General features: G+C 55.3%; 22 protein-coding genes, 4 tRNA genes and 3 pseudogenes. 22 read left to right on the top strand and 7 right to left on the bottom strand.

Annotated elements, in window-relative coordinates; all coding sequences use genetic code 11:
- Positions 1 to 20 precede the first annotated feature (20 nt).
- Positions 21 to 611 (top strand): hypothetical protein, encoded by a 591-nt coding sequence (locus AC5LBQ_RS04010; protein WP_321075752.1) that lies wholly within the window; start codon positions 21 to 23, stop codon positions 609 to 611.
- Between the two features lie 168 nt (positions 612 to 779).
- Complete coding sequence (gene eno, locus AC5LBQ_RS04005; protein ID WP_295027734.1) at positions 780 to 2057, top strand: phosphopyruvate hydratase; 1278 nt, start codon at positions 780 to 782, stop codon at positions 2055 to 2057.
- Positions 2058 to 2173: 116 nt separating this feature from the next.
- Here eno and AC5LBQ_RS04000 read toward each other — a convergent pair whose 3' ends face one another.
- Both AC5LBQ_RS04000 and AC5LBQ_RS03995 read right to left on the bottom strand, forming a co-directional pair.
- Positions 2174 to 3220, bottom strand: a complete 1047-nt coding sequence (locus AC5LBQ_RS04000) for an endonuclease/exonuclease/phosphatase family protein (protein WP_493264700.1) — start codon at positions 3218 to 3220, stop codon at positions 2174 to 2176.
- On the bottom strand, positions 3217 to 4773 hold the full coding sequence (locus AC5LBQ_RS03995) for a mechanosensitive ion channel family protein (protein WP_295027732.1): 1557 nt from the start codon (positions 4771 to 4773) through the stop codon (positions 3217 to 3219). Before AC5LBQ_RS03995 ends, AC5LBQ_RS04000 begins: the two co-directional genes overlap by 4 nt.
- A gap of 112 nt (positions 4774 to 4885) precedes the next feature.
- Here AC5LBQ_RS03995 and AC5LBQ_RS03990 point away from each other — a divergent pair.
- The 4 genes from AC5LBQ_RS03990 (at position 4886) to AC5LBQ_RS03975 (ending at position 5871) form a co-directional block, all read left to right on the top strand.
- A tRNA-Glu gene (locus AC5LBQ_RS03990) sits at positions 4886 to 4958 on the top strand.
- A gap of 30 nt (positions 4959 to 4988) precedes the next feature.
- A tRNA-Asp gene (locus AC5LBQ_RS03985) sits at positions 4989 to 5062 on the top strand.
- A 35-nt stretch (positions 5063 to 5097) separates the two neighbouring features.
- A tRNA-Phe gene (locus AC5LBQ_RS03980) sits at positions 5098 to 5173 on the top strand.
- Between the two features lie 101 nt (positions 5174 to 5274).
- Positions 5275 to 5871: an isochorismatase family protein gene (locus tag AC5LBQ_RS03975; RefSeq protein ID WP_295027731.1), complete on the top strand. Its 597-nt coding sequence runs from the start codon at positions 5275 to 5277 to the stop codon at positions 5869 to 5871.
- Positions 5872 to 5962: 91 nt separating this feature from the next.
- On the opposite strand, the gene AC5LBQ_RS03970 is transcribed toward AC5LBQ_RS03975, so the two are convergent.
- Together AC5LBQ_RS03970 and AC5LBQ_RS03965 are read right to left on the bottom strand one after the other, a co-directional pair.
- A complete protein-coding gene (locus AC5LBQ_RS03970; RefSeq protein ID WP_295027730.1) occupies positions 5963 to 6976 on the bottom strand; it encodes a DUF5692 family protein in 1014 nt (337 codons plus the stop codon).
- Positions 6977 to 6978: 2 nt separating this feature from the next.
- Positions 6979 to 8031 (bottom strand): hypothetical protein, encoded by a 1053-nt coding sequence (locus AC5LBQ_RS03965; protein ID WP_307742127.1) that lies wholly within the window; start codon positions 8029 to 8031, stop codon positions 6979 to 6981.
- A gap of 250 nt (positions 8032 to 8281) precedes the next feature.
- On the opposite strand from AC5LBQ_RS03965, the gene AC5LBQ_RS03960 reads away from it, so the two are divergent.
- The 8 genes and pseudogenes from AC5LBQ_RS03960 to AC5LBQ_RS03925 all read left to right on the top strand — a co-directional run bounded on the left by AC5LBQ_RS03960 (position 8282) and on the right by AC5LBQ_RS03925 (position 13438).
- Entirely contained in the window at positions 8282 to 9646 is a 1365-nt protein-coding gene (locus AC5LBQ_RS03960; RefSeq protein ID WP_493264699.1) for a DUF5692 family protein, read from the top strand.
- Positions 9647 to 9817: 171 nt separating this feature from the next.
- Positions 9818 to 9916 (top strand): annotated as a pseudogene (locus AC5LBQ_RS03955) (type IIL restriction-modification enzyme MmeI); the annotation flags it as partial.
- Between the two features lie 140 nt (positions 9917 to 10056).
- Positions 10057 to 11493 carry a DUF262 domain-containing protein gene (locus tag AC5LBQ_RS03950; RefSeq protein WP_493264698.1) on the top strand — a complete coding sequence of 479 codons (1437 nt, stop codon included), beginning with the start codon at positions 10057 to 10059 and terminating at the stop codon, positions 11491 to 11493.
- A 15-nt stretch (positions 11494 to 11508) separates the two neighbouring features.
- Positions 11509 to 11748 (top strand): annotated as a pseudogene (locus AC5LBQ_RS03945) (HNH endonuclease family protein); the annotation flags it as partial.
- A 367-nt stretch (positions 11749 to 12115) separates the two neighbouring features.
- Positions 12116 to 12322, top strand: a pseudogene (locus tag AC5LBQ_RS03940) (type IIL restriction-modification enzyme MmeI); the annotation flags it as partial.
- Positions 12323 to 12423: 101 nt separating this feature from the next.
- Complete coding sequence (locus AC5LBQ_RS03935; RefSeq protein WP_493264697.1) at positions 12424 to 12732, top strand: type II toxin-antitoxin system RelE/ParE family toxin; 309 nt, start codon at positions 12424 to 12426, stop codon at positions 12730 to 12732.
- Positions 12729 to 13010, top strand: a complete 282-nt coding sequence (locus AC5LBQ_RS03930; protein WP_493264696.1) for an addiction module antidote protein — start codon at positions 12729 to 12731, stop codon at positions 13008 to 13010. Before AC5LBQ_RS03935 ends, AC5LBQ_RS03930 begins: the two co-directional genes overlap by 4 nt.
- 215 nt (positions 13011 to 13225) lie before the next feature.
- Entirely contained in the window at positions 13226 to 13438 is a 213-nt protein-coding gene (locus AC5LBQ_RS03925; RefSeq protein WP_493264695.1) for a TOBE domain-containing protein, read from the top strand.
- 293 nt (positions 13439 to 13731) lie between these two features.
- Here AC5LBQ_RS03925 and AC5LBQ_RS03920 read toward each other — a convergent pair.
- Positions 13732 to 13804 (bottom strand) — tRNA-Lys (locus AC5LBQ_RS03920).
- 250 nt (positions 13805 to 14054) lie between these two features.
- Here AC5LBQ_RS03920 and AC5LBQ_RS03915 point away from each other — a divergent pair.
- The 3 genes from AC5LBQ_RS03915 to AC5LBQ_RS03905 all read left to right on the top strand — a co-directional run bounded on the left by AC5LBQ_RS03915 (position 14055) and on the right by AC5LBQ_RS03905 (position 18372).
- A complete protein-coding gene (locus AC5LBQ_RS03915) occupies positions 14055 to 14690 on the top strand; it encodes a hypothetical protein (protein WP_493264694.1) in 636 nt (211 codons plus the stop codon).
- A 96-nt stretch (positions 14691 to 14786) separates the two neighbouring features.
- Positions 14787 to 17261, top strand: a complete 2475-nt coding sequence (locus AC5LBQ_RS03910) for an RNA degradosome polyphosphate kinase (RefSeq protein WP_493264693.1) — start codon at positions 14787 to 14789, stop codon at positions 17259 to 17261.
- Positions 17262 to 17382: 121 nt separating this feature from the next.
- On the top strand, positions 17383 to 18372 hold the full coding sequence (locus tag AC5LBQ_RS03905) for an NUDIX hydrolase (RefSeq protein WP_493264692.1): 990 nt from the start codon (positions 17383 to 17385) through the stop codon (positions 18370 to 18372).
- 74 nt (positions 18373 to 18446) lie between these two features.
- On the opposite strand, the gene AC5LBQ_RS03900 is transcribed toward AC5LBQ_RS03905, so the two are convergent.
- On the bottom strand, positions 18447 to 19478 hold the full coding sequence (locus AC5LBQ_RS03900) for an inorganic phosphate transporter (protein ID WP_493264691.1): 1032 nt from the start codon (positions 19476 to 19478) through the stop codon (positions 18447 to 18449).
- 12 nt (positions 19479 to 19490) lie between these two features.
- Positions 19491 to 20111, bottom strand: coding sequence for a DUF47 domain-containing protein (locus tag AC5LBQ_RS03895; RefSeq protein WP_295026402.1), 621 nt, complete (start codon positions 20109 to 20111; stop codon positions 19491 to 19493).
- 448 nt (positions 20112 to 20559) lie between these two features.
- Here AC5LBQ_RS03895 and AC5LBQ_RS03890 point away from each other — a divergent pair, with 448 nt between their 5' ends.
- The 5 genes from AC5LBQ_RS03890 to AC5LBQ_RS03870 all read left to right on the top strand — a co-directional run.
- On the top strand, positions 20560 to 21510 hold the full coding sequence (locus AC5LBQ_RS03890) for a beta-carotene 15,15'-monooxygenase (protein WP_493264690.1): 951 nt from the start codon (positions 20560 to 20562) through the stop codon (positions 21508 to 21510).
- A gap of 48 nt (positions 21511 to 21558) precedes the next feature.
- Positions 21559 to 22662, top strand: a complete 1104-nt coding sequence (ygfZ, locus tag AC5LBQ_RS03885; protein ID WP_493264689.1) for a CAF17-like 4Fe-4S cluster assembly/insertion protein YgfZ — start codon at positions 21559 to 21561, stop codon at positions 22660 to 22662.
- Between the two features lies 1 nt (position 22663).
- Positions 22664 to 23020: a DUF2516 family protein gene (locus tag AC5LBQ_RS03880; RefSeq protein WP_493264688.1), complete on the top strand. Its 357-nt coding sequence runs from the start codon at positions 22664 to 22666 to the stop codon at positions 23018 to 23020.
- A gap of 50 nt (positions 23021 to 23070) precedes the next feature.
- The gene (dtd, locus tag AC5LBQ_RS03875) at positions 23071 to 23553 is read left to right on the top strand and encodes a D-aminoacyl-tRNA deacylase (protein ID WP_493264687.1); all 483 of its coding nucleotides are present in this window, start codon (positions 23071 to 23073) and stop codon (positions 23551 to 23553) included.
- A gap of 77 nt (positions 23554 to 23630) precedes the next feature.
- On the top strand, positions 23631 to 25531 hold a 1901-nt coding region (locus AC5LBQ_RS03870), incomplete at its 3' end, for an ATP-dependent Clp protease ATP-binding subunit (RefSeq protein WP_493264686.1).

Genomic DNA, 25531 nt, shown 5'->3' with positions numbered 1-25531 from the left:
GACTATTGAAGGGAAAAACGATGGCGGAAAAGTCCCTCGTGACCAAAACCACAAAAACCGCAACCAAGCTGATGACGGGCGTTGCCGCGCTGGCGCTCGCGGGGGGACTGCTGAGCGGATGCGAAGCAAAACCAGGAGTGGCCGCCTATGGCGATGGATGGGTCGTTACCGAAGCGCAAATCGGAACGGTCACCAAAGAACTGGCCGAAGCGGGAATTAACCTCAACGACACGCCGGATATGCAGACCGCGCGCATTTATGCCCTACGTTATCTGCGGACTCTCAACGAAGGCGGCAAGGATTTGCTCTCGCAGTGCCCGCAGCTTGATGAGATTAAAACCGACCTGTTCAAGGTGGACCCTGCACAGATGTCCCCCGAAACTCGCGATGTCATGCAACTGTTGCTGTGCGCCACCGCCACAGATCAGGGAGTCGCTCACGAGTTGGGTGTGTCACCGGTCAATTCGCAGGTGGCGGCGCAGATTGAACAGGCTTACCAGGCCGGTTTCGACCTAGATAATGCGAAGCTGTCGAATCGGATGAATCAAACTATTCAGCTGATTCAGCAACGTGCCGCGCAAATGCAGATGATGGGTCAGGCCCAGCAGTAAGCGAAAACTGCGGCGAGAACTGGAAAGTTAAATCGAGAAAAATTTGTTTGTCCGGGGAGAAATCCCCGGACAAATGCGCATTTTTACGAAAGAATAGTAGTGGCTGCCTGTGCCCTCTTTCGGGCGGAGCGGCGGAAAAATAACAACCTGTCACATAAGGAGACTCAGTTGGCAATCATCGAAAGTATTTACGGTCGCGAAATTCTCGATTCCCGCGGTAACCCCACGGTCGAAGTCGAGCTTGAGTACGAAGGGGGTATGGTTCGCGCTGCGGTTCCTTCTGGCGCATCGACCGGCCAGTTCGAAGCGGTGGAACTCCGCGATGGTGATAAGGGACGTTACCAAGGTAAGGGCGTATTAAAGGCGGTCAAGGCGGTAAACGACATTATTGCTCCCGAGTTGGTGGGATTTGATACCGTCGAACAGCGCAGTATTGACGCAGCAATGATGGACCTGGACGGCACTCCCAATAAGGGCAAACTGGGGGCGAATGCGATTCTGGGCGTGTCCCTGGCAGTGGCGAAGGCTTCGGCCGAGGATGCCGGTCTGGAACTGTTCGAGTATCTCGGCGGTCCTAATGCTCACGTCTTGCCAGTGCCGATGATGAATATCCTGAATGGTGGATCCCACGCGGATTCCAACGTGGACATTCAAGAGTTCATGATTGCCCCGATTGGTGCCGAGACGTTCGCCGAAGCGTTGCGGATGGGCGCTGAGGTGTACCACTGCCTGAAGTCCGTTTTGAAGGACAAGGGTCTGGCCACCGGTTTGGGCGACGAAGGCGGGTTTGCGCCGAACCTGGAGTCTAACGCGGAAGCTCTCGATTTGATTCTGGTTGCTATCGAAAAGGCCGGTTACAAGCCCGGCAAGGACGTGGCATTGGCTCTGGACGTAGCTTCTTCTGAGTTCTACGAGAACGGCAAGTACAACTTCGAGGGCGAAGCCCGCGATGCGGCTTACATGGAGAAATACTACGAGGAACTGATTGAAAAGTATCCGATTGTTTCCATTGAAGATCCGCTGAATGAGGAAGCCTGGGAGGACTGGCAGAAACTCACCGCCGCCATTGGCGACAAGGTACAGCTGGTGGGCGACGACCTGTTCGTCACGAACCCTGAACGCCTAGAGCGTGGCATCAAGGAAGGTGTGGCAAACGCTCTGTTGGTAAAGGTCAACCAGATTGGTTCGCTCACCGAAACGCTCGAAGCTATCGAGATGGCCCACCGGGCGGGATTCCACACCATGACTTCGCATCGTTCGGGCGAAACCGAGGACACCACGATTGCGCATCTGGCGGTAGCGTCCAATGCCGGCCAAATTAAGACTGGAGCCCCGGCTCGTACCGAACGCGTCGCCAAGTACAACGAGCTGCTGCGTATCGAGGATATGCTTGGCGATGCCGCCGTTTACGCCGGTAAGTCTGCATTCCCGCGCTTCCGCGGCTAAGTTCATTTCGTTTCCATTAGTTTCCCAGGCTGGCGTCATCATCGGCCTGGGAAACTTTTTACCCGCTCGGGCTCGCGAGCTTCCTCCCGGATGGCTACTACTGCGATGCCAAAGGGCTATTGCGTGGCCTTTACGGGGCGCAAATCGTAGATGACTGCCTGGTGATCCGAGATGGGCAGACGCAAAGCTCGCGGTTCGCCCACCAACTCCCAACCGTTGCCCAGCAACTGATCCAGGGTAATCCACGGCTTGTCTGCCGGATACGACGGGATCGCCGCATGCAGTTCGGGGTGTTGTTCTGTGGGCAAAGGCTGTAGCACTTTGTCGATGTGGTGATCGCGCAGGTTGAAATCCCCCACTAGCAGGCATGATTCAGAACGCAGGTGGTAGAGGGACCGCCAGGCACGCCGCAGCTGAGAAGCGGCCGTGGGGCGGTGAATTTCGAGGTGGGTTGTGCCTAGAGCAACGGTCCCCAGCGGAGTAGCCAGCCGGGCCGCCAACAGCACCCGCATCTGACCAAACCGAATCCCGGTCCCTTTTGCAGCATCGGGAAGGTCGCGTAAACCCTCGAGAAAGCCGTGAGAAAATCCCTTCCACGGGTCGCTGCCCCACACTATGCGGGCCCGGACTCTGCCGAGCCGTTTAAAGTGCCAAGATTTCACCGGCCAGCGGGAGAGCAGGGCGATACCGTACCCGCTTTCCGCCTTTAACTCGCTGTCCAAAGGGCGGCGGTGCAGGACTTGGGACTGACCTGCGTAAGACGCTCCGATACGCCAATAGGGCAGGTGCAAAGATTGCGCCAGTATGCGCGCCTGGTGGAGGTAACCAGAACGTCGTTGTCCTTTGTCGACTTCCTGCAACGCCAAAATATCCGGTTTCAACCGCTTGAGTACCAGGGCAGTCTGTCGCAGATTTTCCTCCGTCAGCTGGGTGCGAGTATTGACCGAACCCGATTTGAACAGACTGCGGCAGCGTTCCCCCAAACCTCGGATAAATGCTCCCGTTCTTGAATTCGCCTTTTGGATATCGGGCCAGCCCTCCGCCGGGGTACCCCACTGTAAATTGCAGGTAATAATCCGCAGGTAATCCGGATTCGGCATAGTGTGGGTGGCCGAGCGGGTTTGGGCGGGGGCAGGTTTCCGAGAGCGTTTACTCCGGCTCATTTCTGTGCCTCCTCAGAAGGTGGGATGGTGTCTTTAGTTGTGTTGTCACTGTCAGCAGTTGGCTTGCGGTCAGTTTGTTTGGGTCCCGTGACAAGTTTGCGGCGTTCCTCTGCATCGGGAGTCCCGGAATAGAGCCGGTCACAAGTCATCGTGGCGGTGGTACTCATCAACTTGGTATCTTGCAGGGCATCTTGGGAGGGGAGAAGCTGTCCGGGAGCTTCGCTCTGGGTTGCATCCAGATGTCGTGCCTTAGAGCGCCAAGAGCGGCGTCTTTCCTGAATTTTGCGGGCATACTGGTCCAAAAGCGGCTCCCCGTAAGGGTTAGTCGGGACAGCTTCGTGCTCCTGTTTCGCGGCGGCCGCGGCGTGGCGATCGCTGTTTGCTTCCCGGATTGTGGCGATAGCCAGCTCGCGAGCCTGTTTCTCAATCTCGATTTCATCTACGGGCAGCTTGACTTCTGTCACTTTGTCGGTTTCAATGCGGCGGCGTGGCAGGGCGTAGGAGGCTTCGCCTTGAATCCACTCAATGAGGCGTTCTCGTAGGAAACACTTGAGATCCCACAAATCCCCGGAGTTCGCGGCGCTCGCCACCAAACGCACCAGCATGGTTTCTTCGGAACTGTCTGTGACCTGCACACTGGCGGTGCGTCCATCCCACAAATCCGTTTCTGAGAGCAATCGATCCACTTCGTTACGGAATGCCGCCAACGGCAGACGCCAGTCCACACGCAGTTCCACTATTCCCAACAAATTGGTGTCCCGTTTGGTCCAGTTCTCAAAAGGTTCCTCGGTGAATTTCTTGGACGGCAGGATGAGGCGGCGTTCATCCCACAGATGAATGACAATATATGTCAGCGTGATTTCTTCAATCGTGCCTTGCTGGCCTTGCACAACGACTACATCACCCACCCGAATCGGGTCGGAGAAAGCAATCTGGAGCCCAGCGAACATATTGGCCAACACTCCTTGTGCCGCGATACCAGCAATCAGGGAGATGATGCCGGCAGAAGCCAGCACCGACCCCATAGCGGCACGCGCTTCTGGAAACGTCAACGCAATCGCGATAGCCCCAAAAACGCCGAAGAAAACTTGTGAAACCCGGTGTAGGACTTGAGCTTGCGTAACCAGACGGTTCGGCTTCGACCCGCCCTCAATCTGCGTCCGGGTCATGTCCTCTAGGACAGCGCACAGTTCAATCATCCACACCGTCACGGCTACAATCATGAAAATCAGCAAGCTGTGTGAAACTATGTCGTAACCAGGAACGTTGGGGTTGCGAACCGTCCAATGCCACCCGATTGTCGCCCCCAGAGCAACACAGGTCAGAGATCCGCCCACCCGGGAACGACGCTCCAGATATTTAATCAGGCGGTGTTTGCGTCCCCAGCGACGCAACAAAAATCCGATGACCTGGGAAGCCACCAGTAAAGCTAGGATGCAGACCAAACTGGCAGCCAGAACTGCCATGATGTCCAGGGAAGTTTCCAGGACTTCCTTGACGGCGGTATCCGGGGTTGGATTCGGCTCCGGGGTCTGGCTGAACACAAAACTCATGTCTCTAGCATAGGTTATCGCGCTCGGGATGACCGGGGGACGGGAAGTTTTGCACTCTAGGCTTTTTTCACCTAAACTATTTCAAGTCCTTAGCCCCCTGGGCTTAGGCGACGCTCCTATCGTCTAGCGGCCTAGGACTCCGCCCTTTCACGGCGGCAACACGGGTTCAAATCCCGTTGGGAGTACATGTAAACCTTCGGGTTTGCGCTTTGAATGGCCCTGTAGCGCAGTTGGTTAGCGCGCCGCCCTGTCACGGCGGAGGTCGCGGGTTCAAGTCCCGTCAGGGTCGCAGTTCGTCGATGGCCACAAGCTAAGACGAACGTTGGCTCTGTAGCTCAGTTGGCAGAGCGAACGACTGAAAATCGTTAGGTCACCGGATCGACGCCGGTCGGAGCCACCAAATCCTCGCGTAAAGCGGGGACTTTTGGTTTTTTACACTTCGGTTAGATTAACGGCTGTTCCAGGTCATAATAGAGGTATCCCCAAAACAACGGAGGAACTATGGCCGAAATGAAACGCGCACTGCTGATTGTTGATGTCCAACCGACCTTTTGCGAGGGCGGAGCCTTAGGAGTGGTGGGCGGTAACGATGTCGCGGAGCGGATTGCGGACTTTGTCACCGAGTACGAGGACGAATACGAGATTATCGTCACCACTCAGGATTGGCACATCAATCCAGGGGAACATTTTTCCGACCATCCTGACTTCGTCGACACCTGGCCGCCTCACGGCGTGGCGGGCACGGCGCAGGCGGAACTGCACGACGCCATTGCCGCCCTCCCCTTTGACGACTCCGTTAAGAAAGGCCAGTACGCAGCCGCTTATTCAGGCTTTGAAGGGGTGAACAAGGCGGGGGATACCTTAGAAGAGATTTTGCGTCGTGCCGACATCACCGACGTGGATGTGGTCGGTATCGCGGAATCACACTGCGTGAAGGAAACCGCTCTGGATTCCCTAGATTTGGGTTGGCCGACACGAGTTCTTGAGGACCTCACTGTCCCGGTTTCGGCTGAGCTCGGTCAAGCTGCGCGCATAGAAATGGCACAGGCCGGGGTAGACGAAATTCCTAGCGCTGACGCTTTCAAAGAAGAGGACTGATCCTCTGGGCTTTTTGTGCCGGAGAGCATCTCGGGGGGCAAAGTGTAACCGGTTCGAGAGCGCGCCCTCGAACCGGTTACGGATAGCCTAGTTAGTCCAGATACCCCAGCTCCTGTGGCGTCTTTCCTAAACGAGTTGCGATACGCTCTTTGACTTCATCAGTCGCGGTGCGGCGGATAATCTTAACGTTTTGCGGCAAATCCGCGTACAGCTCGGTCTTGAACGGATTGCGCTTTGTCTTTACAATCCTCCACACGTGGTAGATGGCCAGTCCCGCGTTGGTTGCCAACGCCAAGAAAGACAGCAGGAACAGCGCGGCGTGGTTTTGACTCGCCACGTGGCTAAACATGGAGTCTTGGGTGAAGTGCGGGAACGAGAGCACGAATGCTGACCAGAAAGTCAGGGTGTAGGCGCGGTACTGAATCCAGGCGCCCCTGCCCATCACCATAAATGCCGGAATCGTACAGGACAGCAGCAACGCCACGCCGGAATACCAGGCTCGATCCGACAGGCAGTTGTAGCAATAGGCCACGTTCCACAGGTCGTAGGCGATAATCCAGCCAATCGTGAGGTCAGTCCAGATAATGTGACGATTCGTTTTCGACACATAGATTCCGGTCCAGCCGGCAATCATCAGCAGGTTCAGAATCCCTGCAATCCCGTTCATGATGTTCCACGGACCGCCCCAGACCCACATGCCGTTGTTGACATTTCCGTGCAGGGAATAGCATTGGAAGTCACGTATCACGGCTTCGAGGATGTTGATTGACAGAATGATTGGGGGAATCAGCAGGTAGAAGCGGTTGCGGCGCAGCTTCGGGAAGTACTGCAAAGCGACCAAGCACAGTGAGCCGGCGAGTGCCGAATACTGTTTGGCAATCGCGAACCAGCCTTCGCTTTGGGTACCCGGAATCGAGTGCGGCCACCAGAAAATCGTGAGCAGCACGGGTATGACGATAAACAGCGCTATGGCAGCCCACTTGAAGCGAATCGCGAGCCAGGCGAGGGTGGCTAACACCGCGATGACCAGGAAAAGCATCGCGAAATCCCACCATTGTCCGACTTCAAAAAAGAACAGGTTGGGAGCCTCGAGCGGCATGGACATGATTAGTCACCCTCTTTCGACTGATGCTTTCCCCAGCCGGGCAGGTAGGTGCGTTCGCGCTTCTGGCGGATCTGTTCATCCCAGCTGAACTCCGGCTCGCTCCAGTCCACGAAATAGTCCGGGTCGACGATGTCCTCCCACGGGTTGCCCGGTTCGGCGGGCGGCCAGTTCGGGTTGTCAGTGACGGGGGGACGGATTTCGGCCACCGCCGGGCTGCGCCTCCCGTAACGGAACCATTGCGTATAGGTGTCCTCAAACAGGGGGGTTCCGTCCCAGCGGCCAGCGGGGGTTTCGGAACGGAAGAAGCGTCCGCCCAGGACTCCGCGCATAAACTTTCCGTGCCACTGCTGTTTCTTGCGGAACTCCGCAACGCGTTTTACGTAAATATTTTGCATGTGGGCCATCACCCCACCGACCAGTTCGATATTGAGCCAGTTGACGACACGGGTATAGAGGTTGTCCGGCTCAAAACCGACTCGCCAGTGATTGAGTAAGCGGCAACGCTCGCCCTTGAGGGGGATAACGTAAAAGCACCAGGCGGAAGCGTAGTGCTTCATGAAGGGGAACCGGAAAGCGTAACTGCCGGGGGCGGCGGGCGGGTTCTTAGTATCGACCCATTGCACCAGGTATTTTCCGGGGACGACATCGGCCCACTCCATAGACATGCCGTGGTAATCAAAACCGGCAATATCACCGGGCTGAATAGCATCTGGAGTTTGGAATTCTTCCTGGATTTCATAGTGATTATAAAATGGGAGACGTGCGAAAGTTCTTTCGAGAAATTCGCTGCTGAATGAGCCTGATTTTTGTACCCCGATTTGTTTCAGAATGCGATAAACCGCATAGGCGGGGGCGTCAATATCAATAGCATAAGTAGAAGATTTACCATTCGTGTAGTTTAGGTCAATAATGTCATCGGCAGGGTAGACCCAGTCTTGTTCTGCCCGAGTCGCTTTACCGCTAAGCTGCGAAAACGCGAACACTCCCCCGAAAATAGGAAGGGCCGCTAGACCGGCAAGTTTCCAAAAATTGTGGCTTTTTGACGAAGTAGTCATTTCAATCACCTAGTTCCTAACTCCTCGTGGTTTTTTCGCCGAGAGGGCGAAGCTGACAGATTTTAAAAGAATTCGCTCTGAGGACATACCGAGTACGAACACCTATTGAGAGGAAACTAGCACACTATTGTGAAAAATGTGTCCCTTTCGGTCGATAAATTTATAAAAACACATTTCAGGACCAACGTCCTAACAAAAACATTGAATAGTGGTTTTACACTATAAGCCAATAAGCAGCTACAAAGGAGCAGTGGTGAATACCTTTCTAGGATTGTGGGAAATCGGAACTCCGCGAGTCTATTTGTTCTGGATCGTGGTTTTGCTGGCACAGATTGCGATAGCAGAGATAAACCGTCGCTGGAACTGGACGATTTTCGTCCTGTGGACCGTGGGAGGAATCGCGGTCATGCCCTATGTGATTACCCACGGAATCCCCATGGTAGGGTGGTTCCCCTTTGGAAAATTCACCATCATGGTCTTAACCGCGACCATGACCGGATTCCTGCTGTTCTACGGGAAACGTCATCCGCTCAAGGCACACCGCTATGCTTTCTGGTTCGGGCTCGCGCTGTGGATTGGGCTGGCGGTAAACATCATGGAAGCCAATATCCGCGATGTCACCATATTCCTGCAAGCCAGCGAATACTATTCCTGTGCCGCTGATTGGCAGTGCCTGCAGGCTATCGACCAAGCGCACAGTATACCCATGATTCCGGGACTGCCCGAAACTCGCGGCGTTGCGGCGGCAGTGGGAACCGAGGCGTGGTATCAGGCGGTGGCTGCCAACTTTGCCCAAGCCCACATCGGTATCGATCCCGCAACCGGGTTCCGCACCATCGGGGGGTACTGGAACTTGCTTTCGGCGCTGGCGGGCGTGCTCAACATCATCACCATTACCGGCCTCGGCAAGATTGCCATCACCTCAAATCCGAAGCAAAAGGTTAAGGGACTCATCTGGGTGGATATGGTGTGGCCCTGGATTATCGCCTACGACCTGTGGAATCACGCTTTCCTGTACAACTCGCTGGCTGATTACACCTGGTACTGTACGTTCGCCCTGTTGCTGGCCTGTACCATTCCCGCTTTCACGTGGGCAAAAGGTCAGTGGATATGGTTCAGGTGCTTCACACTCATGTTCTGGATTGCGGCGAACAACATCCTGCCCGAACTGCTGGTGCAGCCCTCCGGAATGTTCAACTACGCGACGATGAACCCGGTGGCCAACATCGTGTGTGCCTGGCTGGCGCTCATTTCCAATGTGGCTCTGTTTGGCTACTGGCTGTACAAAATCATCGGACAGAAACGCAATCCGATTACCGGAGTTCTGTTCTGTGAACTCGGGGCGTTCCGCAAGGTCATGCTGACCCACTTTGACAATAAAGACAAGTACTTCATCGTCGACCAAATCCCGCAAACCCCCATGGAGCTGGGCTTTAAGCCAGACACCTTGGTTCCCCCGGATGACGGCTGGGTGGGCATCATGCCGTGGTGGCGTCAGGACAAACGTTACTTGGGCAAGCCGCATACCCCTCTTAGTGCTGACCCGGTCGTACAAGCGCGCCTGGAAGAGAAGTCGCGGGAGAAGCCTGACGGGGACGCAAAATCTGACTCCTGAGACGGGGGCGGCGACGCGCTAGCCCTCCCAGATTTCCCGCGCAGGGACGATGCTCGACCTTGTCTAACAGACTTGGTATGTCGGTCTGTTTTCGATTTCTCGACTTTCCGTCTGGACGTGGTGAGATACTGAAGTGTTGGCACAAGGCGCGTTGGAGAGGTCGGGTTGGTGATGGTTGCGGATTTGGCAGCTGCTCGGGAGTTTGCGGCTCAATGGGCTGGCAAGGGCTACGAGAAAGGCGAGTGCCAGAAGTTCTGGACGCTGCTGTTGCTCAGTTTGCGGTTCCTGGAAACTTGCTACTCGGATTGGATACATAACAGCGAATGTCCGGTGCTCGCGGCTTAGCGGGTTCACAATAGGGGCAGGGGTTCAATAGAGGCAGAACCGAACTTACTCGAGCAAGGAAAACAATGACTGGGATGACTCGAAGACTGGAAGCGGCTGAGATCAACGTGGGGACACTGCTAACTAGCGGTGATTACGAATTTGTGATTCCTGAATACCAACGACCTTACGCATGGGGGAAGGAAGAGTCCAGCCAGCTGCTATCTGATCTTCTAGGCGCTCTTGACCGAGATACCGATGAGCCTTACTTCCTAGGATCAATCGTGCTGGTGAAGACTCCAAACGAGCCCCGTTCCGAGGTTATTGATGGGCAGCAACGAATCACAACTTTGACGCTCTTGCTAGCTTTGATCCGTGATCTCGTTGAAGGTGGCGATCTTCGGCGTAGCATTCATTCATTGATTGAGAAGCCAGCCGTAGAATGGGATAACCAACCGGCCTGTCGCCGGTTAAAGATACGTCCTCGCGACAACCAGTTCTTCTATGAGTACGTGCAGGCAATGGATGGCACAACCAAGTTGGTTGAGCTTAGTGATAATATCCCTGAAACTGATTCACAGCGTGGCCTTCGTGACAATGCAAAGGTTCTTCGTGATGAACTAATTCAGCTGAGCCCGGAGCAGCTTAAAGAGCTGTTTCGCCTGATTGCTGGACGAGCTTTCCTGGTGACAGTGTCAACTTCAGATCTCAATAGCGCTTACCGTATTTTTTCAGTCATGAACGCTCGTGGTCTGCCCTTGTCTCCTCAAGATATCTTCAAATCACAGGTCATTGGCACTATTGATGAGAATGAAAAACAACATTACGCTGATCTCTGGGAGCGTCTTGAAGAAAATCTCGGACGCGACGAGTTTGGTAATCTTTTCTTTTATATTCGTGCGATTAAGGCACGCACCCGTGGGGTGAAGAGCTTGCTTCAAGAATTCCCTGAACAGGTCCTCAAACAGTACTTGCCAAATAATGGTTCCGGATTTATTCGTGAAGTTCTTGAGCCATACGCCAAGGCAGATATTCGACTACTGGATCAAGACTTCCAAGGAGATGATCCTCGATGGAGCCGGGTCAATCATTGGCTTAAACGACTTGATCAGCTCGATAATGATGACTGGCGACCATCGGCACTATGGGCATTGACTGAGTATGGTGAGAACCCAGAGTTTTTGGTTAGTTTCTTCGCAAAGCTTGAGCGGCTGGCAGCAAGTATGCTGGTGCGTCGGGTATATACAACACCCCGACAGCGCCGCTACATGGATCTGCTCAAGGAGCTTGCGGCTGGTGACGGCCTTGACTCAGCGGCTTTCAAGTTGTCGAACGAGGAGCGCGCCGATACAAAGGAACGTTTAGCTGGAGACATCTATCTCTCAAAACCGGTACGGCGATATGTTCTCCTTCGCCTTGACTCTATTTTGGCGCAAGATCCGGGAGCGTCTTATGACCATCGGGTCGTCACGGTCGAGCACGTGCTCCCGCAGAATCCTACAGCTGATAGCCGGTGGGTTTAAGATTTCACCGAAGAGGAAACGGCAGAATGGACCCATAAGTTAGGCAATCTGCTGTTGCTGAGTCGGCGCGCGAATTCTGCAGCCCAGAACTATGACTTCACAGTAAAGAAAGAAAAATACTTCACCTCGGGCAAGGGCGTGTCTGTGTTCGCCCTAACAACGCAGGTGCTTACAGAATCCGAGTGGACGCCGACAATCATCCGGCAACGCCAACAAAAACTACTGAACCTTCTCACTGAGGAGTGGGATCTTTAAGCGAGTTCCCGCTACGGGGCACGGTCGTCATTGTCGAGCCGTCCCTGAAAGTGAATTCGATGGTGCGTCTGTCTTGACGACGGTGCGGCCGATTCAACTTCTGCGAGGAGTTTCTCGGTTTCGGCTTTCGAGTACACTGGTATCCAATTCGGCCCGCACAGCCTGATCAAGCACCTCGTCCACGCCGGTCTGTCCGTCCAACATCTGCTGCAGAACGGTTGTGAATGCGGTTTCGATGGTTTCTTAATCGAGGCTTGGGGTGGCGCATTTTTGTTCACCGTCGTATTTGTGGTTGTAGTGCCAGATGCTTTTCTCGTATTTGGTGCCCGCGTGCCAGGTTTTCAATCCGTACCATGAGCCGCATTGGTCGCAGGGGATTTTAGAGGCGCGTGCGCTCTATCCAGACGCTTCCCTCGCCACACTCTACGACCCCGACTTGATGCCCGCGGAGCTGCGGGCGGCACACCGCGAAAACGACCGCGCGGTCGAGGCAGCTTACGGCCTGCCGTCCGATAGTGATGAGGCGGACATCGTCTCGCACCTCTTTGCTCTCTATGCCGCCAAAACCCGCTAGCCTCGGCATTTATCCACGTTCTGGGCGACGTGTAATGAGAGGTACGGGTCAATATTTGTCTATCTCTTGACATGTGTAGCCTGTAGGCTACACTTTAATTTGTGGAGATTCTTTCCAGCAATCTGTTCGATGCCTGGCTTGATGGGTTGAAAGATAAACATGCTCAACGTCGCATTTTGCACGCAATCGCCAGATGTGAAGCGCATGGCAGGATGCTTGGAGATATCAAGTCGGTAGGAGGTGCAGTTAGCGAGTTGAAGTTCCATTTTGGGGCTGGCTATCGTGTTTACTACACCCAGATTGGCGCTATTACGGTGTTTCTTCTAGCTGGAGGGGACAAATCAACTCAGCCCAAAGACATTCAGCTGGCTCAAAAATTAGCCCGACAAATCCGAGAGGAGCAATCATGAAAGATGTGAGTTTTGCAGCTTTTGACGCAAGTAAATACTTGGATAGTCCCGAAGCGATTCACGACTACCTAGCCATAGCCCTTGAAGATGGGGACACGAAAACTGTACAAGTCGTATTACGAGATATCGCCAAAGCTCGCGGCATGAGCCAGCTTGCAAAGCAAACGGAACTCAACCGAGAATCCCTTTACAAGTCACTGTCAAAAGACGGGAATCCATCTTTTGAAACCATCACGAAAATTATGAATGCTTTGGGGCTGAAGCTAACTCTGGCGTAGGAAAAATCCTCGCCGTAAAAGATTGACGCATCCCCTCTCTGACCCTAGCTTGATACTGGCCGAGAGAGGCAGCAGTAGAGGCTTAAAACGTTGTATTTGCAAGCAAATGCGGAGATAGCGTCATGATAAAATGGGGTGAATCCAGGGGTGTATTGCCTGGAAGTTGATGGAGTCCCGCAGATGGCTGGGACAGAGACAATAGAAGAGGTATGAACATGAAAATTTCTGCACGTAACCAGTTCAAGGGCAAGGTAAAGAACATTGAACGCGGCGCAGTCAATTCAATCGTGGAGATTGAAGTTGCACCTGGGGTTTGCTTCGCGGCGTCCATTACCAACACTTCGGTTGATAATCTGGGGCTCACAGAAGGCTCAGATGCTTACGCCATCGTGAAAGCATCCTCTGTAATGGTGGGCGTTGACGCTTAATCTCTCCGAGTAACTGTTAAAAAACGGTACTTCGGTGCCGTTTTTTAATACTTTCGTGCGGTTGGGTTGATCGGTCGGGGTTTGGGTTGTGGGTAGGCCCAAGAGGGACTTTTTCTGTTTGATGCTTCGGCTAAAACGGCACATCGGTGCCGTTTTTTAACGCCTCCGCGCTGTAACGCGCTGGCGCATGCAGCCTTCGGCTGCTGCCAGCGCGCGACTGCGTCGAGGTTTCGAGCCCCGTGGCGTTAAATTTGTGGGGTCGGGCGAGTGCAACTCGCCCGACCCCACAAAGGTAGGCCCAGGGGGGCTCGAACCCCCGACCCACGGATTAAAAGTCCGCTGCTCTACCAACTGAGCTATAGGCCCGTAGGAAAGATTATAGGTAAAAAGTCTGCCTAACGACAACTGAGCGGCTGGTTCATTCTGGAACTCAGGCCCAGCAACGGATTGTCCCGTATTCCGGCCTAACATGCACCCAGAGTGCAAGTACTGCAGCTCTCTGCGGTGTTCGTACCATTGTTACCAGTTAGGTCAAGTCCGCAGGGAAGTATTACCAAGTCCACACAAAATCCCGGGTGAACGGGGATAATTAAAGTGAATCGAACAGGGAGGAACCATGGAAACCAGGAAACCGCGACGCCCGGCCATCATCGAACCAGAGACCTTGGAATACTTGGAAGGCGAGGAAGACCCGGCGCTGTCCAGCGAATCAGCCCACACCTCAGCCCGGATATTGGTGAAATCCCCCAATGGGGAGTGGTCTGATCCCGATCCGGAAACCAAGGAACGCCTGTTGAAGCATATGCAGGATAACGGCGTAGACGAACTGGCTGAGCTGTGGTCACGTTCCCCGGTCAATACCTTGCCGGGCGTTTTGTGGCGGCTTCTGTTGATAGACCAGTGGGTGAAACGTTACCCGGAAGGCGTGAATACCCGTTTTAAGCAGGGTTTAAATTCGCCGCGACTGTCTGAACACCTTGATATCGAAGGGGCTCATTCCTTGGATTTTCCGGGATGGAAAAAACAGCTAGGACAAATCTTGGGAGGCAGTTTCGACGATAATTTCGCCGATTTTCTGGATACGTCTCAAGCTGTGCTGCGGGTGTTGGCAGCCAGCGAGTCGGTCTGGATGAAAGAAAATCCTCAGGACGTGCTGGCCAACGCGGTGACCCTGCGAGACAACGCCTTGCTGGCTACCGCCGACGAACTGCTAGACGCGGCGACGATGTACCGCGAAGGCCGCTTGGATTGACCACTGCGCCGCACGCCGCGCTCAGCGGCGGCACAGAAAGCTGTGCAACCAGGCAATACTTGAGCAAAATTAACGAAAAAGTTGAGGGGACATAAGGTGTCTGAGAACCAGGAAAACCAAGATACACAGAAAAACAATGAGACAGGAGTTCCGACTCCTCCTCCCTTGCCCGGGGAAGTAAAGAAATCCCTTTTCGAGGGAGCTACCGCCGAGGAAATGTTCCCGAAAAAAGATCTCAGCGCGGGTGGTTCCCAAGAATACGATGACGCGGACTTCACGGAACCGGACACCCCCCGAGAGGAACAACTGCCCGACTCGGTAATGATTGCTCGTGCGGACGCCTTGGGCTCGAAGGTCAAAAAGAACAAATCGTCAAAGAAATCCGACCACAAGCCTCTGGCGCTTAGGAAAGAAGACGGACTGACCCCCGACGGACTGCCGAAGCTACCCAAAGGACGCTTCGCCGACCGGGAACTGTCCTGGCTGGCCTTTAACCAACGCGTGTTTGAGCAGGCCCAAGACCCCCGCCTGCACCTGTTGGAGCGGGCGTGGTTCTTGACTATCTATTGTTCCAACTTGGACGAGTTCTATATGGTGCGTGTCGCGGGTCTGAAGCGCCGCATCGCCGCTGGGTTCGCGACAGTGTCCGCTTCGGGGTTGACACCGCGTCAGTTGGAGGGCGAAATCAGCCGTCGCTCTCATGAGATGACCGGTAACGTCTACCATTATTTCCAAGACGAGATTCGCCCGGCCTTGGATAAAGCTGGTTTGGTCATCACCGACTGGGATAGCCTGAACGAAACCCATCACGAAATCCTGCACCGCTACTTCCGCAACCAGGTGTTTCCTATCCTGTCGCCGCTGGCAGTAGACCCATCGCACCCTTTCCCATACATCACTGGGCTGTCGCTGAACCTGGCGATAATTGTGCGCAACCCCAACACCGGCAAAGAACACTTTGCTCGGATTAAGGTGCCGCCCATCCTGCCGCGTTTCGTGGCAGTGACCGAAAACGGGGTCGAAAATGACCCCTCCAGTGTGATTCTGGCGGGAGAAAAGGTCCATTTCGTGCCTATCGAACAGATTATTTCTGCGCACCTGGACCATTTGTTCCCCGGTATGGAAATTAAAGAAGCCCACGAGTTCAGGGTGACCCGTAACGAAGATTTGGAAGTCGAGGAAGACGATGCGGAAAATATTTTGACCGCAATGGAATCCGAACTCGCGAAACGGCGTTTCGGGCCGGCGGTACGTCTGGAAGTGGCAGAATCCATGCCGGCGTTCCTGCTGGACTTCTTAAAAGAAAACCTCGAAATCGGGACTTCCGACGTGTTCCGGCTCCCCGCGCCGCTGGACTTACGCGGTCTCAACGACCTGCATGATCTGGATATTCCCCAACTCAAATATCCCCCCTATGTTCCCGTGACCCCGGCCGGGCTGGCCGAAAAAGAATCATCGAAAACCGCGGATATTTTCAGCTCTATTCGTAATCACGATGTGCTGATACACCTTCCGTATGATTCTTTCGCCACCTCGGTGCAGCAATTCATCGTGCAGGCGGCTCAAGATCCGAACGTTTTGGCAATCAAACAGACCCTGTACCGTACTTCTGGCGATTCCCCTATTGTTCAGGCCCTGATTGACGCGGCTCGCGCCGGTAAACAGGTCGTGGCTATCGTCGAGATTAAAGCGCGTTTCGATGAGGAAGCCAATATCGGCTGGGCTCGCAAGATGGAACGCGCCGGGGTTCATGTGGTTTACGGCCTGGTCGGTCTCAAGACTCACTGTAAGCTGTGCCTGGTGGTGCGTCAGGAACCCGATGGGCTGCATCGCTACTGCCACGTTGGTACCGGCAACTATCACCCCAAGACAGCTCGCGGGTACGAGGACCTGGGTCTGCTGACCGATGACCGCGAGGTTGCCCAGGACCTGACGCGTTTGTTCAACCAGCTCAGCGGATACGCGCCGCGTTCGTCTTTCCACCGTTTGCTGGTCGCGCCCCGCTCCATTCGTGATGGTTTGATTGAGCGGATTAACCGCGAAATTGCTAACAAGAAAGCGGGTAAGAAAGCGGAAATCCTGTTCAAAATCAACTCGATTGTGGATGAACGCCTGACGGACGCACTGTACCGGGCTTCCCAAGCGGGGGTTCCGGTGATGATTCAGGTTCGCGGCATTTGTTCCATTAAGCCAGGTATCCCCGGCCTCAGCGATAACATTCGGGTCGTTTCTATCTTGGGACGATTCCTGGAGCATTCGCGAGTCTATGCGTTTAAGAACGATGGGGATCCGGAAGTCTGGATTGGGTCCGCGGACCTGATGCACCGTAACTTGGATCGCCGCGTCGAGGCGCTGGTGAAAATTGTGGACCCGGAACAGATTCAATATTTGGTTGATCTGGTCAAACACGGCATGGCAGACACTACCGCTTCGTGGCGGTTGATGCCCGACCAGCAGTGGGTGCGAGTCAATACGAATGAGGCTGGGTTGCGTCTGGAGGACATCCAGGAAACCTTGATGAGCCGCGCTTCCTCGCGCGTGTCGGGACGTGGCGGTGTCTCCCGGCATTGAGGTCGACGTGCCGCGGTATCCGAGTTGTGACGTAATGAGCCAGGCTAGACCGTGTCGGAACGGTACGGAAAAGCCCGGTCGGTGAGATTCGCAAGGTTGGGTAGACAGAAAAGGGAAGTGAATGAGCAAAGTTTTAGCTGCCGGCGGGGTGGTTTGGCGCGGTGGGGAAGTTCGTCCTGCCTTGGAGGGGACACCCACCCAAACCCCTTATGAATTTTTGGTCGTCCACCGGCCAAAGTACGACGACTGGTCCCTGCCAAAGGGAAAACTGGAACTCGGTGAACTGCTACCTGCTTGTGCGGTACGTGAAATCGCCGAGGAGACGGGAGTTCAGGTTTGCCTGGGCCCCCAGCTTGGGGTCACGACTTACCCGGTGGAGGGTGCCGAGAAACAGGTGACGTACTGGTTGGCTCAGGTGCGCCACAGTGCGGCGATACTGGCCCGCCCCTATGCGGAACCGGCCTCGCCATACGAGATAAACGAAACCCGTTGGGTCGACCAGGCCCAAGCGCAGGAGCTTTTGACTCAAGAATACGACCGCAATCTGGTAGCCCACGCGGAGCAATGTCTGTCGCAGGGGTGGGGCGACTCGGCTCCAGTCATGTTGGTTCGCCACGGAAAAGCCAAGAATCGACTGAAGTGGAAGACTGATGATTCGCTGCGTCCCTTGAAAAAACGTGGTAAGCACCAGGCCGCGGCATTGGCCTCCACCTTGAGTGCATTCGGGATTTCTCGGCTGTATTGTTCGCCGTGGAAACGTTGCGAGCAAACGGTACGCCCGTACTTGAAAGCTAGCGGGATTAGGTGTGAATACCCGGATGTGTTGAGCGAGGACGGCTTTGCCTCCAATCCTTATGGCGGCTTGGAACTGTTGCGTACACAGCTCAAGGCGGCGCTGACGGAAGGCCCGACTGCCCTGTGTTCCCATGCTCCCGTCCTGATTCCGCTGATTCGAGCTTTGGGCAACGACTTCTTAGAAGAAACCCTGGTGCCTCTGGAAACCGGGGAATCCTTGATTGTTCACGTAATCTCAGACGCCGAGGGCAGCCCAAAGCTCATTGCCGCCGAGCACGCAGGAGCCGAACCTCCTGTCGGTTACGTGCTGGATTAATGTGATTTTTCGGTAATCACAAGTTTATTCGGCCGGTTTTTCGAGTTCTCTCGGTTGTCGGTGGGCAGCGTTGCCTAAATCCGAAACAGGAATTCCAACAGGGTGTAGACCACGGCTGCAACCGCGGCGGCGGGGAGAGTCAGAACCCAGGCCACCACAATGTTTCCGGCTGTTCCCCAGCGCACTGCGGAAAGCCTGCGGGTCGCGCCCACTCCCATGATGGCGGTGGTTACGGTATGAGTGGTGGAAATCGGAGCGTGCCAAATAAACGCCGTGAAGTACAGCACCCCCGCGGCAACTGTCTCGGAGACAAAACCATTGGCCGGATCAACATGAATCACGCGAGAACCCAAGGTTTTCATGATGCGAAACCCGCCTACGAAAGTGCCGGCCGCAATGGCCATAGCCGCCGTGAACTTGACCCACAGTGGAATGGGGTCGTCCAAGTCAACGTGACCGGAAGCTACCAGAGCAATGAAAATGACCCCCATGGTCTTTTGGGCATCTTGCAAACCGTGACCTAGGGCTAGAGCCGCGGAGGAAAACTTTTGACCAACCCGGAATTTACGCATGGTTCGGCGGTAAGCCAGGTTCTTCATAGACACCATGACCAGGCTCATCAGCACATATGCAAACGTGAAACCGATGAGCGGGGAAACCACCATCGGAATCAAGACGTGAGAAGTAATCGTCGCCCAGTTCACGGTGACTCCCGCAGCTAAACCCGCTCCCGCCAAGCCACCAATCAGCGCGTGAGAGGACGAGGAAGGCAATCCGAAATACCAGGTGATGATGTTCCAACAAATGGCCCCAATCAAGCCACCAAGAATAATCAACAGGCCGTGGGCTCTTTCAGCGTGGGAAACCGCCGTAGCATATCCAGACATATCAATGATTCCAGACCCGATGGTCTTTGCTACTTCAGTTCCCAGTAGAGATCCCACTAGGTTCATGACCGCAGCCATAGCCAAGGCGGTACGCGGTTCCCAAGCTCGCGTGGAAATTGCGGTGGCGATGGCGTTGGCGGCATCGTGAAAACCATTGGTGAAATCAAAAGCAACTGCGATGATAACGACGCAAACAACCAGTACCAGAGAAATGTCCATCTGGGAGAACCCTCAAGATTCCTTAATCGCAATGCCTTCGACCAGAGCAGCCAGATGCTCGAATGCGTCGCAGGCATCCTCCAGCCGCTCGGTGACATCTTTTAGTTTGATGACCGCTATCGGGTCAGGATTATTATTCACAATGTCGGACAGGCAGTGCATATAAATCTGGTCGGCTTGGTTCTCTAAGCGGTTGACTTCCACCCAGTACTCGCGCAGTTCGTCCAAAGTTTTCAGGCGGGGCATAGCACTAGCGGTAACAGCGGCACACTTTTGGAGGATAGCCGCCTGTTTGTGCAAGCACTCGGGGATTTCCTGCAACTGGTAGACCACGATGAGGTTCCCGGCTTCATCAATCAAATCCATGCAATCATCGAGTCGGTAAGCCAGTTCGCTGAGGTCGTCACGATCGAGAGGGGTGACAAAAGTCTGGTTAATTTTGTTCATGAACGCGTGGGTCAAATCATCGGAGGAATTCTCGACCGCGTGCAAGTCGTTGCGCTCTGCGTCGCGCTGAGCGGGGGGGAGAGCCATCAACTTTGCCAAGATATCGGTACCTTCAATCAGGTTACCGGCAATTTCGGTGAGCTGCTCGAAAAATCTCTCGTCTTTGGCGCGATGGAACAGGCCCATTTTTCACCCTTCTTTGTGATGGATTCGGCGAACTTGGGGACTTTGAGAACCTGTTTAACAGTTCTGGCAGAGTCCGTTTTGTCAGCCTTGATTACTCTATCCGTTCGGAGCCTTCATTGTAAAAACGGTGTAAATTCTGGGGCAATGCGCGCGGTACTGAGGGCATCGCCTGGAGCTTTGTCAGGTTAAAGGCAAGTTAAAGAGAAATTTATTTTAAATCTAGAGACAAGGGTTCGCGGGTGTGGTAACTTAAATATAAGACATCGATGTCCGTAGAAGCCCCGGGCTCCATATACTGCCGCTACGAGCGGCCTTCGCGCCGACAGGCGCTTTACGGTTTCGGTGTCGTTGAAGGCTCCGCTCGTCGGAGCCTTCAAAGTTTAACCCTCTCGGAACACGTAATCCGGTCAGTTCCTGAGAGTTCCCCAACTTATGAGAGAATCGGAATATGACTTCCCAGCCCAACGTGGAGATGCCGGATCCTTCGCTGACCGATACGGTAAAAATTACGCGCCGCGTGCGGCGGGAGGAACACCAGGCAGAAAAGATTGAAAAGCTGCCGAAAGTTCCTGAGTCCCTGATAGGGCGAGTTATCTGTGCCCACCCTGAGATTATTACCGCCCTGGCTGCTTTGGGAATGTCCCTGATCTTTTTGCTTCCTTCCGATTTTCTGACCGTAGCTGCAGCCATCGCGGTGGTATGTTTTGCTTACGGCTGGGCGCATTTGGCGCATCTGCCCGCCCCGCGAGCCTCTTTCATCCTGCTGACCGTATTCGGGGTGTTGGCTTTGTTGTCGGGAAGAATCTTTGGAGATTTCTCGATAGTGGCAGAAGTCGTGGGATTGGGAGTCATTGGGGCTTTCATCGCGGAAATGGTGCGTCGCCCCCGGCAGGACTTGCTGAACTCAGTTGCGGGCAACGTGGCGGGAATCCTCATCGTTTCCACTGCCGGGGCTTGGGTCATGCTAGAGACGGAAACACTGTGGTACTTCCTCTTGGTGCCCGGAGCAGTCACTCTCATCGGAGGATGCATCGGGATGGCGATGAGCGCCAACTGGCAATTGAAATGGAGAGTTTTCACGGGAATCCTGTTCTCGGTAATTTTCGGTTTGGCAGCCGGGGCCGCCATCCTTGTGATGGAAGGAACCTCCCGGGATCAGCTGGTGCTTTTCGCTGGAGGCCACCTCCCCAGCCTGACCGTAGCCCTAGTTTCCGGCCTGCTGTTGGGAGTGGTGTTTGGAATCGCGTTCGCGTCATTGACCGTGCTTTTCAGCGGAGACTTGGCTCCGTCAACAGTTTCGGCTGCGGTGAGCCAGGCTTTCATTCCCGTTCTGGCGGCGTCCGTTCCGCTATACATTCTGGCGCGGCTCTTAGTGGGGCAGGGTCCTACACTTGCTTGAGGGATTGTTTCTCACGTCAGCGTCCAAAGTGGTGAACAGGGGGTAAAAATGCAGGTCACCTATCCGAGTATCGACCGGACCTGGCCGGGAACGGCGATAGAGGCGGGCTGGAATCACGGCACAGAACTGCTCGAAGGCCGTGGCTACGCCACTATTCCTCTGGGAGTGCTAAAAGTCTCCGGGCCGGATCGCTGGGCTTGGCTGAACTCTATCAGCACCCAGGACTTCTCCAACTGGGAGCCTGCCTCGCCGCGCGAAGCCCTCATCCTCGACCCCACCGGACACATAGAGCTGAGTTTTTTCGCAGTCGATGATGACAGCGCCGTGTGGATTTTGACTGAAGAACCGGGGGGTGCCGCCAATTTTTTCCAGTCGATGCGATTCCGTTCCCGCGTTGAAATTGCCGATGTGAGCGCGGACTTTGCGGTCTTGGGCTTTCTGAACACTGGCGATGCTATCTCCCCAGCGGACCGGTTCTGGAGCGAGCATTCCCCTGTGACTTGGACTGATCCGTGGCCCGGTCCGGTGGGAAACACGACTACTTTCACCACAGCGGGCACCAGCCATCCGGGAGACAACCCCGCAGCCCCGCACCGTAAACTGGCGGTAGTTTCGCGTACAGACCTGCCCAAGTTCGAGGCCAAAGCTGCAGTGAGCGGTCTGGTGAAAGCGGACTTGGGTGCTTGGGAAGCCGTGAGAATTGCCCTGTGGCGCCCCCGCCTGGGACGTGAAGGCAAACCGGGGACCCTCCCTCATGAGTTGGACTGGCTGCGCGTCGCCGTCAGTTTGCAAAAGGGTTGCTATCCCGGTCAAGAAACCGTGGCGAAACTAACCAACCGGGGACGTCCTCCGCGCCGACTCACGTTTTTGGACCTAGATGGGTCCCGCGAGGAACTTCCAGCCATAGGTTCCCCCCTGACTTTGGAGTCTGACGGTTGCGAAGTTGGGGTGCTGACCTCGGTGGCTTACCATCCCACGGACGGGCAAATCGGTCTGGGTTTGGTCAAACGTCAGGTTGACCCTGCGGAAATGCTGCTGGTGGAAGGAATGCGTGCCGCCCCAAGCATCATCGTGGATCCGAGCGGGGAAAACCCGCGCCGCCTGGATGACAGCCAGCTGGGCGGCTTACTGGGCTTGAAAGCGAGGAAATAAAATGTCGAATGTTTTCGCGGCCATCAACTCGGTGCAAACGTTACTGGTGCTGGGATTGGTCCTGGTCGTGGTGGGAATGAGCCTGTATGCCTTGATACACGCCCTGACTACCCCCGTCCAGGCTTTTCCAACGGAAGGTAAACGAACTCGCAATTTTTGGGCTCTGCTGAATCTGCTGGCACTCGTGATTTCCTTTCTGGGACTGACGCCCAACGCTTTTGTTGGCTTGTTCGGGGTGATGATGGCTCTGATTATTCCCGCGGTTTACCTGGCGGATGTGCGTCCCGCCGTGGCTTCGTGGCGCCGGCGGGGCAAGAACTCGCGAGGAACCGGCCAACGTCCCCCCACGCCCTGGTGAACCCCGTAACAGACCGGCCAAAACGGCACAGAACAGGAGAGCGAAAACTCATGCGGGCAGTGATTCAACGTGTTGCAGGCGCAAAATGCGCGGTTAACGGCGAGGTTACCGGCGAATTTGCCGGACCTGGACTGGTGGTACTGTTGGGAGTCACGCATACTGACGGTACGGCACAGGTCGAAAAAATGGCGCGCAAGATTGCGAATTTGCGTATTTTTGATGCCCCGGGTGCCTACGATGCTGCTGGCGGGTCTGAGAAGCTGGCACAAGCGCGTGGTGCGGAAGTTTCCGCGCTCCAGCTGGGTCTGCCGGTGCTGTTGATTAGTCAGTTCACGCTCTACGGAGACGCTCGCAAGGGCAATCGGCCCTCGTGGGTAGCGGCGGCGCCGGGAGAGGTCGCTCAGCCGCTGGTCGATGCGGTGGGGGCAGCGTTGCAGGATCAAGGCATGCGGGTGGAACGGGGAATTTTCGGGGCAGACATGAAAGTTAGTTTCACCAATGACGGGCCTTTCACGATTCTGTTGGAAGTGTGAATTAGCCGGTAGTGAACACGGTCGCGTTTTCACGACGCGGGGGCATAAATTGGTTACGAGTGTAAAAGGGAGTGCGTATGTTTGAAAGATTTACCGACCGAGCCCGCCGGGTGGTGGTGTTAGCCCAAGACGAAGCCCGCCGGCTGAACCAAAACTACATCGGCACGGAGCACCTGCTGCTGGGGCTAATCCACGAAGGTGACGGTATTGCGGCGCGGGCTTTGGAAACGATGGGTATCTCGCTGGAGGCCGTGCGCGCTCAGGTCATTGAGATTATCGGTGAAGGTGAACAGCCTACCACCGGCCACATTCCCTTTACGCCGCGCGCCCGCAAGGTGCTGGAATTTTCTATGCGTGAGGCCCTGCAGCTGGGACACAACTACATCGGTACCGAACATATCCTGCTGGGGCTGCTGCGGGAAGGCGATGGGGTCGCCGCCCAAGTCCTCATCAAACTCGGCGCTGACCTGAACAATGTGCGCCAGACTGTCATTGAACTGCTGTCCGGTTACCAAGGCAGCCAGCCTCAACAGAGCGGTCGCGACACGGTGGGTGTCGGCGGCGGGCGAGCGGATAATCCCAACGCGGGGGGCAACTCGGCGATTTTGGACCAATTCGGACGCAACCTCACCCAGGCTGCGCGCGAGTCCAAACTTGACCCAGTTATCGGGCGGACCAAGGAAATGGAACGCGTCATGCAAATCCTGTCCCGGCGCACCAAGAACAATCCCGTCTTGGTCGGCGAACCCGGGGTGGGTAAAACCGCCGTGGTGGAAGGCCTGGCTCAGGGCATTGTCCGCGGCGACGTCCCGGAAACTTTGAAAGATAAACAGCTTTATTCCTTGGATATGGGTTCCTTGGTGGCGGGCTCGCGCTACCGCGGTGACTTCGAGGAACGTCTCAAGAAGGTACTGAAGGAAATCCGCACCCGTGGGGACATCATCTTGTTCATCGATGAGATTCATACCCTGGTTGGTGCGGGGGCGGCAGAAGGTGCGATTGACGCCGCCTCGATTCTGAAGCCCATGCTAGCACGTGGCGAGTTGCAGACTATTGGCGCTACCACCATTGACGAGTACCGCAAGTACATTGAGAAAGACTCCGCTCTGGAACGCCGTTTCCAGCCGGTGAAAGTCGAAGAACCCAGTGTGGAAGAAACCGTCGCCATCCTCAAAGGGCTGCGGGATCGCTACGAATCCCACCACCGGGTCATGATTACTGACGCGGCTCTCGCTGCCGCGGCTCAGCTCGCTGACCGTTACGTTTCTGACAGGTTTTTGCCAGATAAGGCGATTGACCTGGTTGACGAAGCTGGGGCGCGCCTACGCATCAAGCGGATGACGGCACCTCCGGAGCTGAAAGAAGTTGACGAGAAAATCGCCAAGGCCCGTCAAGCGAAAGAGGCCGCCATTGACGCCCAGGACTTCGAAAAGGCTGCCCAGCTGCGTGACGAAGAAAAGAATCTGACGGAAGAACGCGCGGCGAAGGAATCCCAGTGGCGACAAGGTGAAGACACCTCCGAGTCGGTGGTTGACGAAGAACAAATCGCCGAGGTTTTGGCGATGGCCACCGGCATTCCGGTGTTCAAACTCACCCAGGCAGAATCCTCGAAACTGCTGCGGATGGAGGACGAGCTACACAAGCGCATCATCGGTCAGGACGAAGCGGTCAAAGCTGTGTCCCAGTCCATTCGTCGCACCCGTGCTGGTCTGAAAGACCCGAAGCGTCCCGGCGGCTCGTTTGTGTTCGCCGGCCCGACTGGGGTGGGCAAGACCGAGCTCGCCAAGGCACTGGCAGAATTCCTCTTTGGAGACGAGAACGCCCTGGTACAGCTAGATATGTCCGAGTTCTCGGAGAAGCATACGGCTTCCCGACTGTTCGGTTCGCCTCCGGGCTATGTCGGCTACGACGAGGGCGGTCAGCTCACCGAAAAGGTGCGCCGCAAGCCCTTCAGCGTAGTGCTGTTAGATGAAGTGGG

The organism is Mobiluncus sp. (assembly GCF_985070215.1).
Note: the sequence above shows the minus strand (reverse complement) of the source record. Positions and strands in the feature narration are given on the sequence as shown.